Here is a 16,907-nt window from a genome sequence, read left to right on the forward strand (position 1 = left end):
ATGAGGAAAACGCAACGGATCAGGGCTTCCCGATGCAGGGGGCGCATGCTCTTATCTCTTGAATGTTATTTGTGTGAATTTTTAATTCCATAAATGAATAAACAAGGAACGGTTTGGGAGATGGCCTGATGAGCGGAGTTTTGAGCAAGCCCGGATGGCTTCTGGGGCCACTGAACGGCCCTTTCGCCACGCACAGCCATGCCGCCCTGCCTTGGGTCGTGCCGTTGCTGTTGGCGGCGTTGTGGGGGGTGGCCAGCCACGAGCACTGGATGAGCGAGCAGATCCTGCCGGCGCCGTCGCTGGTCTGGCAGAGCGCCTTGGAGTTTGGCTCCGGGGAGTTGTGGAGCCATCTGTGGATAAGCTTGCAACGCCTGCTGTGGGGTTTGCTGGCGGGCATCGCCAGTGGCCTGCTGCTGGGCACCTGGCTGGGTGCTTCGCGGCGGGCGCAGACACTGGTGCTGCCGACCTTCGTGGCCCTGGCGCAAATCCCCACGCTGGCCTGGATCCCGCTGTTCATGCTGTTCTTCGGCATTGGCGAAGTGCTCAAGCTGGTGGTGCTGGTCAAGGCGGTGGTGGTACCGGTCACCCTGCACACCCTGGTCGGCGTGCGCGACGCACAACCCAAGCTGCGCGAAGCCGCCGCCACCTTGCGCCTGCCAGCGCACCTGTTGTTCCTGCGCCTGCTGCTGCCGGCTGCCCTGCCCGCCTTTCTCGCCGGCGTACGCCTGGCCCTGGCCACCGGCTGGACCTCGCTGCTGGCGGTCGAGCTGCTGGCCTCCAGTGAAGGCATCGGCTACCTGATGGTCTGGGGCCGCCAGCTGTTCATGCTCGACCTGGTGTTCCTCTGCATCCTGCTGATCGGCCTGGTCGGCGCGCTGATGGATCGGGGCTTCTCGCGCCTGGAGCGCAGCCTGCTGTACTGGCCGCAACCGGCCACCGGCGAGCAGCTGCGTGGCGGCATTACCAAGGGCTGGCAGAGCCTGCTGCTGCCAGCGGCGTTGTTGGCCCTGTGGCAGGCTGCCAACAGTTTCGGCTGGGTAGACGCCAACATCCTCGCCTCACCGCTGGATGTGCTGCGCAGCCTGTACGCCGGGCTGCAGGATGGCTCGCTGAGCGAAGCCTTGCTGCTTAGCCTGCAACGCACCCTGGCTGGGTTGCTGCTCGGTGGCGGCGCGGGCTTTGCCCTGGGGCTGCTGCTGGGCTTGTCGCAATACAGCGAACGCCTGCTCGGCCCGAGCATGTCGGCGCTGCGCCAGGTGGCGCTGTTTGCCTGGGTCCCGTTGCTTACCGCCTGGTTCGGCCTGGGGGAAGGCGCCAAGCTGGTGTTCGTCGCCCTCGCGGCGTTCTTCCCGCTGCTGATCGCCACCCAGCGCGGCATCGCCAGCCTGTCGCCGCAGCTGGGCGAGGCGGCCCAGGCGCTGCGCCTGGGCTTGGTACAACGCCTGCGCCTGCTGGTGCTGCCGGGCGCTGCGCCGGCGATCTTCGCCGGCCTGCGGCTGTCGCTGATCTACGCCTGGCTGGGCACCATCGGCGCCGAATACTTCATGCCCTCGGACGGCGGCATCGCCAGCCTGATGATCGGTGCCCAGCAATTGTTCCGCATGGACCAGGTGATGGCCGCCATGGTCCTGATCGGCCTGGTCGGCGCCCTGCTCGGCCACCTTGGCCAACGCCTCGAATCGCGCGCCACGCGCTGGAGATCCGCATGAACGCCTTCATCACCCCGGCCCTGCACGCGGCCAACCAAGCTGATGCCACACCGCCGCTGGTCAGCTTCGAAAAAGTCGGCAAGACCTTCAGCGTGGACGGCCAGCCGTTCGAAGCCATTCGCGACTTCGACCTGTCGATCGAGCAAGGCGAATTCATCGCCATCGTCGGCTCGTCGGGCTGCGGCAAGTCCACCCTGCTGCGCCTGCTGGTGGGCCTGGACAACGACTACAGCGGCCAGATCCGCGTCGATGGCAAGCCCGTCAGTGGTATCGGCGGCGAGCGCGGCATCGTGTTCCAGGAGCACCGGCTGTTCCCCTGGCTGACGGTGGAGCAGAACATCGCCCTTGGGTTGGTCAACGACAAGCTCACCCAGGGCGAGCGCGCCCGTCGGGTGCATGAGTTCGTGCAACTGGTGGGGCTGGTCGGTTTCGAATCGGCCTACCCGCACCAGCTCTCCGGTGGCATGGCCCAGCGCGTGGCGATCGCCCGGGGGCTGGTGGCCAGCCCGCGCATCCTGCTGCTCGACGAACCGTTCGGCGCCCTGGATGCACTGACCCGCCAGCAGTTGCAGGACGAGTTGCTGGCGATACGTGAGCGTTCGGGGGTGACCATTCTGCTGGTGACCCACGATGCCGAAGAGGCGACCTACCTGGCCGACCGGGTGGTGGTGCTGGAACCGCGGCCGGGGCGGATCAAGGCGGTGGTGGAGATTGGGCTGCCGCATCCGCGCCAACGCACCGGGGTGGCGCTGCATGGCTTGCGCGAGAAGGTGCTGCACCAGATAACCGGGGATGGCGGGTATCTGCGGCCGGTGGTGCAAAGGGTGGAAGGGTTGCGGCCGGAGTTGATTGCGCTTTAAGCCTGTGCCGGCCCTATCGCGGGGCAAGCCCGCTCCCACGACAGGCCCATGGAAGCCGGCTTGCCCCGCGACAGGCCCGTGGGAGCGGGCTTGCCCCGCGATTGATTTCAGCCCAGCTCACGAAGATAGGCCCAAGGATAAATCCCCCGCTCATGCCCATCGCTGAACACCAGCTGCACCCCATACCCCTGGGCCTCGATCCGCGCCACCCGCACATCCTCGCCCACCAGCGAAATCGCGCCCTTCAGCCGCGCCGCCCGGCACTGTGAGCAGGGGCAGGCACCGCGCAGCCGGGCGTGGCTGATCACCTGCTCAACCTCGCCCCACTGCAGCAGCAATTCACCGCGTTCGCGGCGGTTGCGCAAGGCGCTGGGCACGTCCATCACGCCGCCCCCTGCAACTGCGCCAAGGCGATGCGCACCGCCTTGCGCACTTCCGGATCGCTGTCGGCCTCGGCCGCCTGCAACGCCGGCAAGGCCCGGGCTTCACCCAGCTCCCCCAGCGCCAGCGCCGCCTCCTTGCGCAGGTTGGCGATGCCATGGCCAAGCAACTGCGCCAGCCCATCCAGCGCGGCCCCATGGCGCAGCCGGCCCAAGGCCCGCGCCGCGCGCAAGCGGACCTGCCAGTAGCTGTCGGCCAGCGCCGCGATCAAGGCCTGGCCCGCTTCAGCCTGGCCGACCTTCCCCAGAGTGGTCGCCGCCTCTTCACGCACCTGCCAGGCCTCATCGGCCAAGGCACCGATCAGCGCCGGCAGCACACGGGCATCCCGGGCCAGGCCCAACGCGCCAATGGCGGCGCGCCGCACCTCGGTATCCGGCTCTTCGGCCGCCAGTTGCGCCAGCGCGGGCAAGGCCGGCGCATGCTTGAGCCAGCCCAGGATGCCCACCGCTTCACGGCGCACGCTGGCATCCACATCCGCCAACGCCTTCAACGCAGGCACAGCGGCGTCCTCCAGGCGCAGTTCGCGCAGGGCGCGCAGCGCGCTGGCCCGCACGAAGGCATCGGCATGGGTGGCCCAGGGCAGGATCAGCTGCCCGGCCTCCTGGGTCTTGAGCTCGCTCAGGCTTTGGGCGGCCGCCAGGCGCACCGGCTCGGCGGGGTCGGCCAATGCGGCGCACAGGCCCTGCACCACTTCCGGCGCCTCCCAGGCTTCGAGCAAGCGCGCGGCTTCGGCGCGCACGTCGGCGTCGGCATCGACCAGCAGCGCATCGGTGAGCCAGGGCAGGCCGTCCGGGGCTTCCAGGTCGGCCAGTTCGATCAGGGCGATGCGTCGCACGCCGGCATCGAGGTCGTTCAGGCGTGGCAGCAGGTCGATGATGTCGGGGTTGTCGGTGATTCGTTCGGTCATAGCGCAATCCGCAGCGGAGGATGGTCGGTGTCGGGTAGGCCCAACGGTGTCAGGCGCGGCAGTTCGCGGCCTTCTTCATGGCGCAGCAGCGCCAGGCAATGGCGTTTGAGGTGGGTGAATTCGGGGCTGGTCAGCAGGCTTGCTCGCCGCGGGCGGGCGAAGTCCAGCCGCAGGTCTTCGATAAAGCGCCCAGGCCGGGGGCTCATCACCAGGATGCGGTCGGCAAGGAACAGCGCCTCGTCGATGTCATGGGTGACGAACACCACCGTGGTGCGGATGCGCGCCCAGATATCCAGCAGCAGTTCCTGCATGCGCGCACGGGTCTGTGCGTCGAGGGCGCCAAAGGGTTCGTCCATCAGCAGCAGGCGCGGGCGGTTGATCAGCACCCGGGCGATCTCGGCGCGCTGCTGCATGCCGCCGGACAACTGGCTGGGCCAGCGTTGGGCGAAGTCAGCCAGGCCGACCAGTTGCAGCATCTCGGCGGCCTGATGCTGGCGCTCGGCCTTGCCCTGCCCCTGCATCTTCAAGCCGAAGGCGACGTTGTCGAGCACGCTGCGCCACGGCAGCAGGGTGTGATGCTGGAACACCATGCCCCGTTGCGGCGAAGGGCCCTCGACCGCTTGCCCGTCCACCCGCAATTGGCCGGCGGCCGGCGTCAGGTGCCCGGCCAAGGCGCCGAGCAACGTGGACTTGCCGCAGCCGGACGGCCCGAGGATGCACACGAACTCGCCCGGGGCGATGGCAAAGTCCAGCGCCTGCACCGCTTCGAACGCGTCACGCCCATGGCCCAGGCGAATCGACAACCCCTGCGCTTCGATACGCCCAGGCACTTGTTGATGGCTGCTCATCAAGCGCTCCTCCGTATCCAGGGCGTGGCCAGCGCACCCAGGCGTTTGACCAGCGCGCTGCTGCCCATGCCCAGCACGCCGATCAGCAGCATGCCGACGATGATGTCGGGGTAGTTCTGCAAGGTGTAGGACTCCCAGGTGTAGTAACCGATACCGAACTGCCCGGCGATCATCTCGGCGGTCACCAGGCAGAACCACGAGGTGCCCATGCCGATGGCCAGCCCCGTGACGATGCTCGGCAGCGCGCCCGGCAGCACCACTTCGCGCAGGATCGCCCAGCGCCCGGCGCCCAGGCTGCGCGCCGAGGCCACCAGGCGCGGGTCGATCGCCTCGACGCCGTGCACGGTGTTGAGCAGGATCGGGAACACTGCGCCGGTGAAGGTGATGAACACCATGGACAGCTCCGATGAGGGGAACATCAGGATCGCCAGCGGGATCCAGGCCACCGCCGGGATCGGCCGCAGCACTTCCAGCGGCGGCATCAGCGTGTCCTCAAGCCACTTCGAGCGGCCGATCAACAGGCCCAGGCTCACTCCCAGCAGCGCCGCCACGCCGTAGCCGGCGAACACCCGCGCCAGGCTGCTGCCCAGGTGCGCCAGCAGGGCGTTGGAGGCCAGCAGTTGCCAGGCGGCGTCGAGCACCGCGCCGGGTGTAGGCACGTAGGTGAAGGTGAACAGCAGCAGGTCCAGCTTGTGGCGCGCGGCCAGTTGCCAGAACAGCAGGCAGGCCAGCAGCGAAGCCAGGCGCAGGGGCCAGCGCGCAAGGTCACGGGTCATGGCGGCGGCTCCCGGTCAGCGCTGGGCCAGTAGCTTTTGGTTGGCCTGGACGAAGTCCAGCGCCTCGCCGCCATGGGCCTTGGCGTACTGCTCGGCCTGGTCCTTGAGCAGGAAGGCCGCCAGTTGGCCCTGGCCGTTGCGCACGAACCAGGCCTGGTTGGCCAGCAGCTTGATGCCGCTGTCGGCGGCCTGGGCGTAGATCGCGCGGATGTCCTTGCCCTCCTGCTCCAGCTGGGCCAGGGCGGCGAGCGCGGCCTCCGGGGAGGCGTAGTGGCGTACCTTGGCCTCGCCGCGCACCCAGATCTGCGCCAGGCGGCTGAAGTCGGTGATGGCTTTGCCGGTGGCGGCATCAACGGCCTTGAGGGGCAACGGGTCGTAGTTTTTCAGCGCCTTGTCGTAGTCCTGCCCGGCCTGCTTGTAAGCGCTGCGGATGTACTGGTCGTCGATGAACTGCGCGGTGTCCAGGCCACGGTCGGTCTTCTTCAACAGCTTGAGGGTGTCGAAGGAGGTGGCCACGGCCTGGCGGTACTCAGGCTTCCAGGTGAGGTCGCGGGTCTGCAGGCCGAGCGGGCCGTGGAACAGGTAGTTCACCTCGGCCTCGATACCGGTGACCTTTTCGATAAGCTCGCTGTACTTCTCGGGCTCGGCGGCGAGCAGGCGGTCGGCTTCGAGGCTGGCACGCAGGTAGGCGGTGACCACTTCCGGGTACTTTTTCGCGTAGTCGGCGTCCACCAGCGCGCCATGGAAGGTCGGCGCGTTGGCCTGGGCACCGTCGTAGATCTTGCGGGCGAAGCCGCGGTTGGGGAACAGCTCGGCGAAGGGCACGAAGTCGGCGTGGGCCTCGATGCGGTTGCTGCGCAGGGCGGAGCCGGCGATCTCCGGGGCCTGGGCAATGATCTTCACGTCCTTCTGCGGGTCCCAGCCTTGGGCGGCGACGGCGCGCAGCAGCATGCCGTGGGCGGTGGAGGCGAACGGCACGGAGATGGTCTTGCCCTTGAGTTCGGCCAGCGACTGCACGCTGGAGGCGGCCGGCACCACGATGCCGTTGCCGCTGCCATGCACGCTGCCGGACAGCACGCTGATGAACAGGCTGCGCTTGCCGGCGTCGAGGTGGGCGACGCCGTTGAACGAGCCGGGGAAGTCGGCCATGGCGCCGAAGTCGAGCTTGCCGGCGACCATCTCGTTGGTCAGCGGCGCGCCGCTGGTGAAGTTCTTCCACTCGACCTGGTACTGGGCGTCCTTGTACTTGCCGTCATGGGGCAGGTATTTGTCGAGCAGGCCCAGCTCGCGGATCAACAGGCCGCCGGTGGCGCAGTTGATGGTGGTGTCCTGGGTGCCGATGGCGATACGGATGGTTTCGGCGCTGGCGTTCAGGCCGGTGATTGCCAGCGCAAGGCCGGCCACGGTTGCTACAAGGCGCATGGGTATTCCCCTCGAATCGTTCTAGGTATTGGAGTCGTCTCCGCCGCCCGGCATGGGTGGTGGGAAACGAGGGGCATTGCAGGTGGGCGTCCGGTGGTTCGGCCGGATGGCGGTTGGTTCGGGTTCAGCGCAGCAGGTACGGGATATCGACCTTCACCGCGCCGGTGGGGCAGTCTTTTTCGCAGGGCATGCAGTACCAGCATTCGTCGAAGGCCATGTAGGCCTTCTGCGTGGCCGGGTTGATGGCCAAAAGGTCCATGGGGCAGACCTCGACGCAGACCGTGCAGCCTTTTTCGGCGATGCACTTGTCTTCGTCGATGGTCACCGGGGCGCTGCTGCGAAAGAAGATTTCCTGGGGTTGGTAGGCCATTTTCACGGGGTCCTTGGGGCCTTCTTGGGCGCCCTTTATCTAGAAACTTGCACATGTCCCTGTGGGAGCGGGTTTACCCGCGAACACCGGCGAAGCCGGTGCCATGCACCGCGTCGCCTGTTTCGCGGGTAAACCCGCTCCCACAGGGTTCGGTGTCGCCTAGGCGGCATCGGTCTTTACACGCAGCCGGTCGTACGCGGTCTGTTCCTCGGCATCCAGCGGGATCAGGTACGGCTCCACCGCTTTCTTGAAACTGGTCATCTCACCGTCCTCACCCTTCTTCAGATGGCAATGCACGAACCACTCACCATCATTGCGCTCGGGGAAATCGACCCGGTGGTGGTACAGTCCCCAGCGGCTCTCCTTGCGGAACAGTGACGCGCGCGCAGCCATCTCGGCGCAGTCGCGGATCACCGAAACTTCCATGGCACGCATCAGCTCATGGGGGTTGTTGGCCTTCATCTGCTCAAGATCGCGTTCGATCTCAGCGAAGCGCGCCAGGCCGATTTCCATCTTCTTGGTCACCTTGGGCGGCTGCAGGTAGTCGTTGACCATGCGTCGCAGCTTGTACTCGACCTGGGCCGGCGGCAGGCCATGCTCACGCTGCAAGGGTGCGAACACCCGCGCCTGTTCGCGTTCGACCTGCTGCGTATCGACCTCGGCGAATTCACGCCCGGCCACGTACTGCGCGGCATTCACTCCGGCGAACCAGCCATAGGTGAAAGCGCCGAGCATGTAGTTGTGCGGTACCGCAGCCATGTCGCCGGCGGCGTACAGGCCCTTGACGCTGGTTTCGGCCTTCTCGTTGACCCACACCCCCGAGGCCGAATGCCCGGAGCAGAAGCCGATCTCGGAGATGTGCATCTCGACCATGTGCTGGCGGTAGTCGGTGCCGCGCCCGGCGTGGAACTGGCCTCGACTCGGCCGCTCGTTGCTGTGCAGGATTTCCTCGATGTTCTGGATGGTCTCCTCGGCCAGATGGTCGAGCTTGAGAAACACCGGGCCGTTGCCGCCTTCGAGCTCCTGGTGGAACTCCCACATCATCTGCCCGCTCCAGTAGTCGCACTCGATGAAGCGCTCGCCCTTGCTGTTGGCGGTGTAGCCGCCCAGGGGGCCGGTGACGTAGGCGCAGGCCGGGCCGTTGTAGTCCTTGATCAGCGGGTTGATCTGGAAGCACTCCAGGTTCGCCAGCTCCGCCCCGGCGTGGTAGGCCATGGCATAGCCGTCACCGGCATTGGTGGGGTTCTCGTAGGTGCCCATCAGGTAGCCCGACGACGGCAAGCCCAAGCGCCCGGCGGCGCCGCAGGCGAGCACAACCGCCTTGGCGCGGATCACCCGGAACTCACCGCTGCGGCAGTCGAAACCGAGCACCCCCGCCGCCGCGCCCTCGGCATCGAGCAGCACGCGGGTGCACACCATGCGATTGCTGATCTCCACCCGGGCGCGCTTGAGCTGGCGGTACAGCACCTTCTTGATGTCGTGGCCCTCGGGCATGGGCAGCACATAAGCGCCCATGTGGTGAACCTTCTTCACCGCGTAGTCGCCGGTTTCGTCCTTCTCGAACTTCACGCCCCAGCGGTCGAGCTGCTCGATGGTCTCGAAGCTCTTGGTGGCATAGGCATGCACCGCAGCCTGGTTGACGATGCCGTCATTGGCGACGGTGATTTCCTTGGTGTACTGCTCGGGCGTGGCATGCCCGGGAATAATGGCGTTGTTCAGGCCGTCCATGCCCATGCTGATGGCGCCGCTGCGCTTGACGTTGGCCTTGTCCAGCAACAGCACGCGCAAGGTCTTGTCCTGCTCCTTGGCCTTGATCGCGGCCATGGGCCCGGCGGTGCCGCCACCGATGACGACGATGTCGTAGTCCTGGGTCTGGATGGTCATGCCTTGCCTCCCTTCTGGCGGTCGATACGCAGGCGGTACTGGAACGCATCGCCACGGTAATAGAGGTGTTCGAAGTCCAGCGGGGCGCCGTCGGCGGTGTGGGTGAGGCGCTCGATACGCATGATCGGCGAGCCCTCTTCCACCTCCAACGCCTGGGTCAGGTCGCTGTCGGCGAGCACCGCATCAATGGCCAGGTCGGCATGGCCGAGGGCGAGGCCGCAGTCGTTCTCCAGCAACAGGAAGATGTCGCGGGTGACCAGGTCGGCCTTCTCCAGCTTCTCGCCGACGTTGTGCGGCAGCCAGGTGATTTCCAGCGACACCGGCTCGCGGTTGATCAGGCGCACGCGGCGGATCTCGGTGACCAGGCTGCCCTCCTCGACCTGCAGCCGCTGCGCCACCAGCGCACTGGCCGGGACATGGCGAAAACTGCGCAGGCGGTTGAGCACTTCATAGCCCATCTGCGTCATCGACTCGGCCAGGCCCTGCAGGGTGCTGACGTTCTGGAACGCCTTGGGCTTGGCGACGAAGGTGCCCTTGCCATGAATCTTGAAGATCAGCCCTTCCTTCTGCAGGTCGCCCAGGGCCTGGCGCACGGTGATGCGGCTGACGTCGAAGGCCTTGCCCAGCTCGTTTTCCGAGGGCATGCGGCTGTGCGGCGGGTAGCTGCCGTCGAGGATGCGTTCGCGCAGCAATTCCTTGAGCTGGGTGTAGAGCGGTACGGGAGAAAGTGGGAGCAGTTCGGCCATGGTCGTCTCTGTCGGCTGACTTGTTATAACAAGTTGTGACCAGAAGATAGCGGGCATAACAGCGCCGTGAGAAATACCAAGATTGCATATGGATAGATCAGGTTCCCTGCGTGGGAGCGGGCTTGTCCCGCGATCGGCCTCCCTGGAAAAACACCCTCATATCAAGGCGATGGACGCCACCTGCGCAGATGGGTATCATGCGGCCCGTTGCACTCGTAGCTCAGCTGGATAGAGTACTGCCCTCCGAAGGCAGGGGTCGTGGGTTCGAATCCCGCCGAGTGCGCCATGAATTTCACGCTGTCAGCGGCACCCCTGCATTACTGACAGCGCGCAAAGAAGCCCCGCCCGGTTCACACCGGCGGGGCTTTTTTTGTGCCTGCCGATTTGCGACTGAGTGCACATTGCCACCTCTCCCCCGCAGGCAGTCTTTGGTGTTAGCGTGGGCATCTTCCGTTTGCGTAAACGGGCACCCTCCAACACTTGCAAAGGAATGCGCACAACCATGCCATTTACCAAGCTATCCGCCGCGTCGCTGCTGTTGGCCAGCGTGGCCATGTTCTCGATCCCGGCCCAGGCCAACCTGTCCCAGCAACAGTCCGCCGCCATCATCAAGGCCTACGACGGCAGCGACCCGGCCGACTTCAAGCAATTCCTCGGCAAGCTGGCCGGCAGTGACCTGGCCAAGGCCGACAAGCTCGACGAAACCCTCAAGCTGTACCTGGCCGGCAAGCCGCTGGCCGCCGAACAACAGGACGAGATCAACCGCCTGCTCGGCCTGTACACCCGCATCAAGTACGGCAAGGCCGCCACCGAAACCCTGCGCGAGCTGGTGGAGATCCCCACCTACCGCAAAGAGGGCGTGGCGCAGCACGAGAACCCCGAGTTCCTCAAGATCGCCGACAAGATCAAGGCCCTGGCCGAGGGCTTCGGCCTGACCTTCCGCAACATCGACAACCGTGTCTACGAGATCTCCCTCGGCGAAGGCAAGGAAGTCATCGGCATCCACGCCCATGCCGACGTGGTACCGGTCACCCCGGCCAACTGGAAGCTGGCCGACGGCACCAAGCTCGACCCGTTCAAGGTCACCCTGGTGGGCGACCGCATGTACGGCCGTGGCACCGAGGATGACAAGAACGGCATCGTCGTCGCGCTCTATGCGCTGAAAGTGGCCAAGGACGAGAAGCTGCCGCTGGCCCGCCAGTTCAAGCTGCTGGTGGACACCACCGAGGAAACCACCGGCGACGCCATCCCCTACTACTTCGAACGCAATGCCACGCCCGACTACAACCTGGCACTGGACGGCGGCTACCCGGTGGTGATCGCCGAGAAAGGCTACGGCACGGTCATGGCCACCTTCGCCAAGCGTGCCGGTAGCGGCAAGGGCGCCGAGGTGGTGAACCTGACCGGTGGCCTGGCCACCAACCAGATCCCCGGCAACTCGGTGGCGACCCTGCTCAGCGACAAGCCGGCCGACCTGGCCAAGGCCCTGAACAAGGCCGGTGCTGCTTTCGTCAAACACAACGGTGGCAACTTCAGCATCGACGCCAAGGTCGACGGCAAGCAGGTGCTGCTGACCGTGACCGGCGTGTCGGCGCACTCCTCCGAGCCCGAGTCGGGGGTCAACCCGGTGGCGCGCATGCTGGTGTTCCTCAATGGCCTGGGCAAAGAGGTGCCGCTCAAGCACAACCACATCACCGACGCCGCCCGCTACGCCGCCGACAACTGGGGCCTGGACTACCTGGGCAACAAGCTCGGCGTTGGCTTCAAGGATGCGTTCATGGGCCCGCTGACCACCTCGCTGACCTTCGTCGGCCTGGATGACAAGGCGTTGAAGCTGGCGGTGAACCTGCGCATCCCCAAAGGCAAGGCGCTGGACACGCTCAAGGGCGAGATCTCCGGCAAGCTCGACAGCTGGACTGCCAAGAGCAAGACCGCTGTGGCGTTCGACTACAGCCTGGACGAGCCGATGTACCGCAACCCGCAGGGCGAATGGGTCAAGGCCCTGCTTGCGGTGGCCAGCGAGAACCTGGGCATGAAGCACGAGTTCGGCACCTCTGCCGGCGCCACCTCGGTACATGACCTGCCCAACGGCGTGCAGTTCGGCCTGGCCATGCCGGACGTGAAGTACACCGGGCACAACGACAACGAGTTCAAGACCGTGGAGCAGTTCATGCTCGATTTGCAGATCGTCAGCGAGATGGTGGCGCGGATCGGGCAGATGCCGAAGCTCTGAGCCTCGGGGTTAAAACCGGAAGGCGCCTGCAGGCGCCTTTTTTCGTTGCTACGGGGTGGATCGCGAATTTTCTGACGCCACTATTTCGCCACTCATGAAATATATAGTAACCTCTGCGCCGGCCACCCGGACGGGTGACACGGTATGCGAACAGGGATGCGTTCGGCGAACGCCACAAAGGGATTTGCGATGGCAATGGTTATTGCCGCGGCTGTGCCATGCAGCTGCACAAGACGGCACCTGCCTGCCCCCCAATGCGTTGCTCCACAGCACGCAACATCCTCCACGAAACCTGCCCGCAGCGAATCGCCGTGGATGGGTAGCGTTTCCCTGATGCTTGGCATTCTGTGTTTCATGACCCTGTTCGATGATTTCGACCGGGAGGGCGAAACCCTCCTGGGCCCAGGCCTGCTCACAAGCGCAAGCCTGGTCCTCGGTGTCGTCAGCATCAACCAGAACAAACCCGGCAACGGCCTGGCAATCGCCGGCGTTGTCATGGCAGGCATCTCGCTGCTGCGCCTGGTCGGCCTGAAATCCGCAAGCTAATCCAAATGTGAGGGAAAACAAATGAGCATGGTGTTCTGCCGTGGCTGCGCCAAACAGATCCATCAATCGGCCGCGAGCTGCCCAGGCTGCGGCGCATCCCAGGCCGCCACTGCCACCAACGGTGGCTTCGCGGGTAGCGTCGGAGTGAGCAACGGCATTCCCTACCTCGAAGTCCTGAAGAAGTACGCAGTGTTCAAAGGCCGTGCACGCCGCAAGGAATACTGGTTGTTCGTGCTGATCAACTTCCTGATCACGATCGCCTTCGGCTACCTCGATAACGTCCTCGGCACCAACCCGCTGCTGAGCCTGGTGTACGCCCTGGTGCTGATGCTGCCGAGCATTGCCGTGGCAGTGCGCCGCCTGCACGACAGCGATCACCGCGGCTGGTGGCTGCTGGTGCCGATCGTTGGCCTGGTATTCCTGTTCTTTGACGGCACCCCTGGCAACAACCGCTTCGGCCCGAGCCCCAAAGGCCTGGTCTGAGTGCAGACTGCGCAGGAATGCTAAGGCGGCCTATGGGCTAATGCCGGTCAGATAACGTTTCATCGCTACTAATGGGGCTGCTTTGCAGCCCTTCGCGGGTAAACCCGCTCCCACAGGTTTCGCGTAATCCTGTGGGAGCGGGTTTACCCGCGAAGGGCCGCAAAGCGGCCCCAATTGCATTAGCCTTCTGGCCGCCTTTTTTCATGGGCCTGCAACCATGACGTTTTTCAATCGTCTCGATGCCGTTTCCTGCATTGCCGTGCAGAGCGCCGTGCCGGATGCTTTATTTACTCCGACACAGCGCTTTTTCACCCACCGAGGCTCGCATGAAAAACGTCGAACAAATCCTCAAGACCAAGGCCCAGCATCAGACCGTCTACACCATTGGCCCTGATGACTCGGTACTGGATGCCTTGAAAATGCTGGCGGAGAAAAACGTCGGCGCACTGCCGGTGGTGGAGGACAACCGGGTGGTGGGGATCGTCAGCGAACGCGACTATGCCCGCAAGCTGGTGCTCAAAGGGCGCTCTTCAGCCGCCACGCCCGTGCGCGAAATCATGAGCGCGCCGGTGGTCACTGTAGGGCCGAAGGAAAAACTCGATCACTGCATGCAACTGATGACCGATCGCCACCTGCGCCACCTGCCGGTAGTGGATGGCAGCGCGCTGTTGGGGCTGCTGTCGATCGGTGACCTGGTGAAGGAAACCATCGCCGAGCAGGCCAACCTGATCCAGCAACTGGAGCAGTACATCCGCGGCGAATGACCCCCCTCTCTAGTGATAGGCGCGCTCCAGCTCGTCCAGCTGATGGTCGAAGCTGCGCAGGCGCGCCGACCAGGTGTAAACCAGCACTTCCAGATCGCGATTGAGCACGGCGGTATTGCCGCCATCACGTATCGGCGCGTCGCACAGGTCCAGCTGATAGCGCTCGCGGGCCATGGCCGTGGCTACGCTGGACAGGTCGCGGGCATTGGCCAGCCAGTGATGCTGGTGATCGTGAATTTCCCGGTCGAGCTCACGGCACTGCAATTTGAGGGCGTCGAGGCTCTGCTCCAGCGGCGTGCCCTTGAGCTCGCCCATGACCTCTTCGAAGGTCCGCCCGGAATGCCAGTAACTGCCCCAGAAGTAGCGGTCGAACACGGTTTCGACCCGGCGCAGGGCGACCTTGGTGTTCCAGATGGTCAGCAACGTTCGGCCCTGGGCGACTTCGCGCTTGTTCAGGTGCAGGTGTTCCCAGGCGATCCACGCCAGCCCGCACAAGGCAACCGCCGCGGTGACGGCGGCGGCGGCATACAGGAACTGCACGGCCTGGTTCATCTGCTGGGTGTGCCGGATACCGTAGAAGTAACCGGCGGTCAGGGTGCCCAGGATCGTCACGGTGCACCAGAAACCCGGTGCGTAGGGATCTTTCATCGCGCCATCCCCTTGTTGTTTTCCTGAGCATAGCAACGGCCCCGTCACCCATCAGGTGCCGCTCGGCGCTTTATTTACGGGGGCGACGCAAGGCTTCATTGAGCTGGTCGAACAGCTCCGCCCAATCGGCATCCTCATTGATGCTGTCCCTCAGAAAGCCTCGCTGGGCATCGTTCCAGAAGGGTGCGTCGACCAGCTTCACATCACCCTTGAGGGGCGAGTGGCTGGTGATGAACTGGTCGATACCGACAGGGTCGTCGGGCAGGCCAAGTTGCTTGAACAGTTCGGAAAACTTGTGGATCGGCGCTTCCATGGTTCACTCCTTGGGCCGGGCCGATCGTCCACGACGCCAGCCCGGCGTTGGTTGCGAGCATCAGCTCAGTTCGCGCACTTCGGCGTGCGGCACCAGTTTCAGGTATTGCTCCATGCTCATGTGAATCAGGTGATCGTGGTCACCCGCCTCAAGGTAGACATCGCCTTGGCGGGTAAGGCTCGAATCGAGCAGCATTTTCATGCCATAGGCATCGCCCAGTGCCGGCACGGCGCCACGTTCGCAATCACCGAACAACATCGGTAGCGCACTTTCACGGGTCAGCTGCCAGGCGCCGGTCATCCGCACCTCGGTCATGTCCAGGTGCCGGTTGGCCGGCAGCACGGCCATGATGTAGTTGCCATGGCGGTCATCGAGCATCACCGACTTGGCGACCCGTTCGGCAGGTACGCCTGCCGTGCGGGCTGACTCAAGGCTGGTGGCCGAATGTGGATGGGGAACAATGTCGTAGTCGCAGTTGGCCTGGTCCAGGCGCTGCTGAAGGGTCTTGGCCATACGCATGATGCACCTCCGGTTTCGCCCCCACCTTGAAGTTTAGGCCGCAGGCAAGCGGCCACAGCTAAACTTCCATCACAGGCCTCCATGAGGTGACGACAGGTGATCGCTCACGGCTGGCGCGTGCTGCTGTTGCTGCTGATGCTCGGCTTTGCCCCGGGCGGGCACGCCGCGCCCGGGGGCTGCGTGTGGCTGCTGAGCATCGACGACGCCATCGGCCCGGCCAGCGCCGACTATCTGCTGCGCGGGCTTGAACAGGCACAGGCGCAGGGCGCGCAATTGCTGGTAATCCGCCTCGACACCCCCGGTGGGCTCGACAGCGCCATGCGCCAGATCATCAAGGCCATCCTCGCCAGCCCCGTGCCGGTGGCCACCTACGTGTCCCCCAGCGGCGCCCGGGCGGCCAGCGCCGGCACCTACATCCTGTACGCCAGCCATATCGCAGCCATGGCCCCCGGCACCAACCTTGGCGCCGCCACGCCGGTGCAGATCGGCATGCCTGGCAAACCCGAGAAGGCCGCCGACAACAACGAAGACACCCTCGCCCGCAAGCAGGTCAACGACGCCGCGGCCTACATCCGTGGCCTGGCCCAACTGCGTGGGCGCAATGCTGACTGGGCGGAAAAGGCCGTGCGCGAGGCGGTCAGCCTGTCGGCCAGCGAGGCCCTGCGCCTGAAAGTGATCGACCAGGTGGCCAGCGACCTGCCGGAGCTGCTGCGCCAGCTCGATGGCCAGAGCCTGGTTGCCGCCGGCCAGACCGTACAGCTGAAAACCGTCGGCGCCAGTGTGGTCGAGCACCTGCCGGACTGGCGCACGCGCCTGCTGGCCGTGATCACCAACCCCAGCGTGGCGCTGATCCTGATCATGATCGGGGTGTACGGCCTGCTGTTCGAATTCATCAACCCCGGCACCGGGGTCGGCGGGGTGGTCGGCGGCATCTGCCTGCTGCTGGCGCTGTATGCGCTGCAGCTGCTGCCGGTGAGCCATGCCGGCGTGGCGCTGATCCTGCTCGGGCTGGCGTTCATGGTCGCCGAGGCGTTCCTGCCCAGCTTCGGCGTGGTCGGTTTCGGCGGCATCGTCGCGTTCGTTGCCGGCGCCGTCATCCTGATGGACACCGACGCCCCCGGCTTCGGCATTCCGCTGGCGCTGATCGCCAGCCTGGCCGTGCTCTCGGCATTGTTGCTCGGTGGCGTGCTGGGCATGGCGATCAAGGCACGCCGCAGGGCCCTGGTCAGTGGTGACGCTGGGCTGGTGGGCAGCCTGGTCACAGTGACCTTGGTGCAGTCGGACAACCCGTTCCGCGGCTCGGTACAGGCCCAGGGCGAACAATGGCAGGCGCGGTGCGCCACACCGCTTTCACCCGGCCAGCATGTGCGGGTGACCGCACGCAACGGCCTGACGCTGGAAGTCAGCGCCACCGCGCCAACGGCGCCAGGAGAGTGAC

The 16,907-nt window shown here is 65.3% G+C and carries 18 protein-coding genes and 1 tRNA gene; 8 read left to right on the plus strand and 11 right to left on the minus strand.

The genetic code is table 11. The features are described from left to right. The first annotated feature begins 128 nt into the window (after positions 1–128). Positions 129–1,709: an ABC transporter permease gene (locus tag RTH46_RS03430; RefSeq protein ID WP_316905048.1), complete on the plus strand. Its 1,581-nt coding sequence runs from the start codon at positions 129–131 to the stop codon at positions 1,707–1,709. Then, positions 1,706–2,569, plus strand: a complete 864-nt coding sequence (locus tag RTH46_RS03435; RefSeq protein ID WP_153785580.1) for an ABC transporter ATP-binding protein — start codon at positions 1,706–1,708, stop codon at positions 2,567–2,569. The genes RTH46_RS03430 and RTH46_RS03435 overlap by 4 nt, the downstream gene beginning before the upstream one ends. Before the next feature lie 107 nt (positions 2,570–2,676). Here the strand turns inward: RTH46_RS03435 and RTH46_RS03440 are convergent, their stop codons facing one another. The 8 genes from RTH46_RS03440 to RTH46_RS03475 all read right to left on the minus strand — a co-directional run bounded on the left by RTH46_RS03440 (position 2,677) and on the right by RTH46_RS03475 (position 9,963). Beyond that, positions 2,677–2,952 (minus strand): DUF971 domain-containing protein, encoded by a 276-nt coding sequence (locus RTH46_RS03440; protein ID WP_153785579.1) that lies wholly within the window; start codon positions 2,950–2,952, stop codon positions 2,677–2,679. Next, positions 2,952–3,917, minus strand: a complete 966-nt coding sequence (locus RTH46_RS03445; RefSeq protein ID WP_316905049.1) for a HEAT repeat domain-containing protein — start codon at positions 3,915–3,917, stop codon at positions 2,952–2,954. The genes RTH46_RS03440 and RTH46_RS03445 overlap by 1 nt, the downstream gene beginning before the upstream one ends. Next, entirely contained in the window at positions 3,914–4,765 is an 852-nt protein-coding gene (locus tag RTH46_RS03450; protein ID WP_316905050.1) for an ABC transporter ATP-binding protein, read from the minus strand. Before RTH46_RS03450 ends, RTH46_RS03445 begins: the two co-directional genes overlap by 4 nt. After that, positions 4,765–5,541 (minus strand): ABC transporter permease, encoded by a 777-nt coding sequence (locus RTH46_RS03455; protein ID WP_153785576.1) that lies wholly within the window; start codon positions 5,539–5,541, stop codon positions 4,765–4,767. The genes RTH46_RS03450 and RTH46_RS03455 overlap by 1 nt, the downstream gene beginning before the upstream one ends. 15 nt (positions 5,542–5,556) lie before the next feature. Further along, the gene (locus RTH46_RS03460) at positions 5,557–6,963 is read right to left on the minus strand and encodes an ABC transporter substrate-binding protein (protein WP_153785575.1); all 1,407 of its coding nucleotides are present in this window, start codon (positions 6,961–6,963) and stop codon (positions 5,557–5,559) included. Positions 6,964–7,087: 124 nt separating this feature from the next. Beyond that, a complete protein-coding gene (locus tag RTH46_RS03465; protein ID WP_008096634.1) occupies positions 7,088–7,333 on the minus strand; it encodes a ferredoxin family protein in 246 nt (81 codons plus the stop codon). 159 nt (positions 7,334–7,492) lie between these two features. Further along, entirely contained in the window at positions 7,493–9,217 is a 1,725-nt protein-coding gene (locus tag RTH46_RS03470) for a fumarate reductase/succinate dehydrogenase flavoprotein subunit (protein WP_316905051.1), read from the minus strand. Next, positions 9,214–9,963 (minus strand): GntR family transcriptional regulator, encoded by a 750-nt coding sequence (locus RTH46_RS03475; protein WP_316905052.1) that lies wholly within the window; start codon positions 9,961–9,963, stop codon positions 9,214–9,216. The genes RTH46_RS03470 and RTH46_RS03475 overlap by 4 nt, the downstream gene beginning before the upstream one ends. Before the next feature lie 209 nt (positions 9,964–10,172). Between RTH46_RS03475 and RTH46_RS03480 the strand changes: the two genes are divergently transcribed. The 5 genes from RTH46_RS03480 to RTH46_RS03500 all read left to right on the plus strand — a co-directional run bounded on the left by RTH46_RS03480 (position 10,173) and on the right by RTH46_RS03500 (position 13,989). Next, positions 10,173–10,249 (plus strand) — tRNA-Arg (locus RTH46_RS03480). A gap of 216 nt (positions 10,250–10,465) precedes the next feature. Then, positions 10,466–12,196 (plus strand): dipeptidase, encoded by a 1,731-nt coding sequence (locus tag RTH46_RS03485; protein ID WP_316905053.1) that lies wholly within the window; start codon positions 10,466–10,468, stop codon positions 12,194–12,196. 315 nt (positions 12,197–12,511) lie between these two features. Then, complete coding sequence (locus RTH46_RS03490; RefSeq protein WP_316905054.1) at positions 12,512–12,742, plus strand: hypothetical protein; 231 nt, start codon at positions 12,512–12,514, stop codon at positions 12,740–12,742. Positions 12,743–12,763: 21 nt separating this feature from the next. Further along, positions 12,764–13,225 (plus strand): DUF805 domain-containing protein, encoded by a 462-nt coding sequence (locus RTH46_RS03495; protein ID WP_153785571.1) that lies wholly within the window; start codon positions 12,764–12,766, stop codon positions 13,223–13,225. 326 nt (positions 13,226–13,551) lie between these two features. Continuing rightward, the gene (locus RTH46_RS03500; RefSeq protein WP_125462146.1) at positions 13,552–13,989 is read left to right on the plus strand and encodes a CBS domain-containing protein; all 438 of its coding nucleotides are present in this window, start codon (positions 13,552–13,554) and stop codon (positions 13,987–13,989) included. Positions 13,990–13,998: 9 nt separating this feature from the next. On the opposite strand, the gene RTH46_RS03505 is transcribed toward RTH46_RS03500, so the two are convergent. The 3 genes from RTH46_RS03505 to RTH46_RS03515 all read right to left on the minus strand — a co-directional run bounded on the left by RTH46_RS03505 (position 13,999) and on the right by RTH46_RS03515 (position 15,469). Next, on the minus strand, positions 13,999–14,637 hold the full coding sequence (locus RTH46_RS03505; RefSeq protein ID WP_153785570.1) for an NADH:ubiquinone oxidoreductase subunit N: 639 nt from the start codon (positions 14,635–14,637) through the stop codon (positions 13,999–14,001). Between the two features lie 70 nt (positions 14,638–14,707). Next, positions 14,708–14,950 carry a DUF2789 domain-containing protein gene (locus RTH46_RS03510; protein ID WP_110995726.1) on the minus strand — a complete coding sequence of 81 codons (243 nt, stop codon included), beginning with the start codon at positions 14,948–14,950 and terminating at the stop codon, positions 14,708–14,710. A 60-nt stretch (positions 14,951–15,010) separates the two neighbouring features. Then, positions 15,011–15,469: an aminoacyl-tRNA deacylase gene (locus RTH46_RS03515; protein WP_110995727.1), complete on the minus strand. Its 459-nt coding sequence runs from the start codon at positions 15,467–15,469 to the stop codon at positions 15,011–15,013. A gap of 96 nt (positions 15,470–15,565) precedes the next feature. On the opposite strand from RTH46_RS03515, the gene RTH46_RS03520 reads away from it, so the two are divergent. Beyond that, on the plus strand, positions 15,566–16,906 hold the full coding sequence (locus RTH46_RS03520; protein WP_316905055.1) for a nodulation protein NfeD: 1,341 nt from the start codon (positions 15,566–15,568) through the stop codon (positions 16,904–16,906). The last annotated feature ends 1 nt before the right edge of the window (position 16,907 follow it).

Origin of the sequence: Pseudomonas sp. zfem004, assembly GCF_032621715.1 — a bacterium.
In the GTDB taxonomy this organism is placed as follows: domain Bacteria; phylum Pseudomonadota; class Gammaproteobacteria; order Pseudomonadales; family Pseudomonadaceae; genus Aquipseudomonas; species Aquipseudomonas sichuanensis.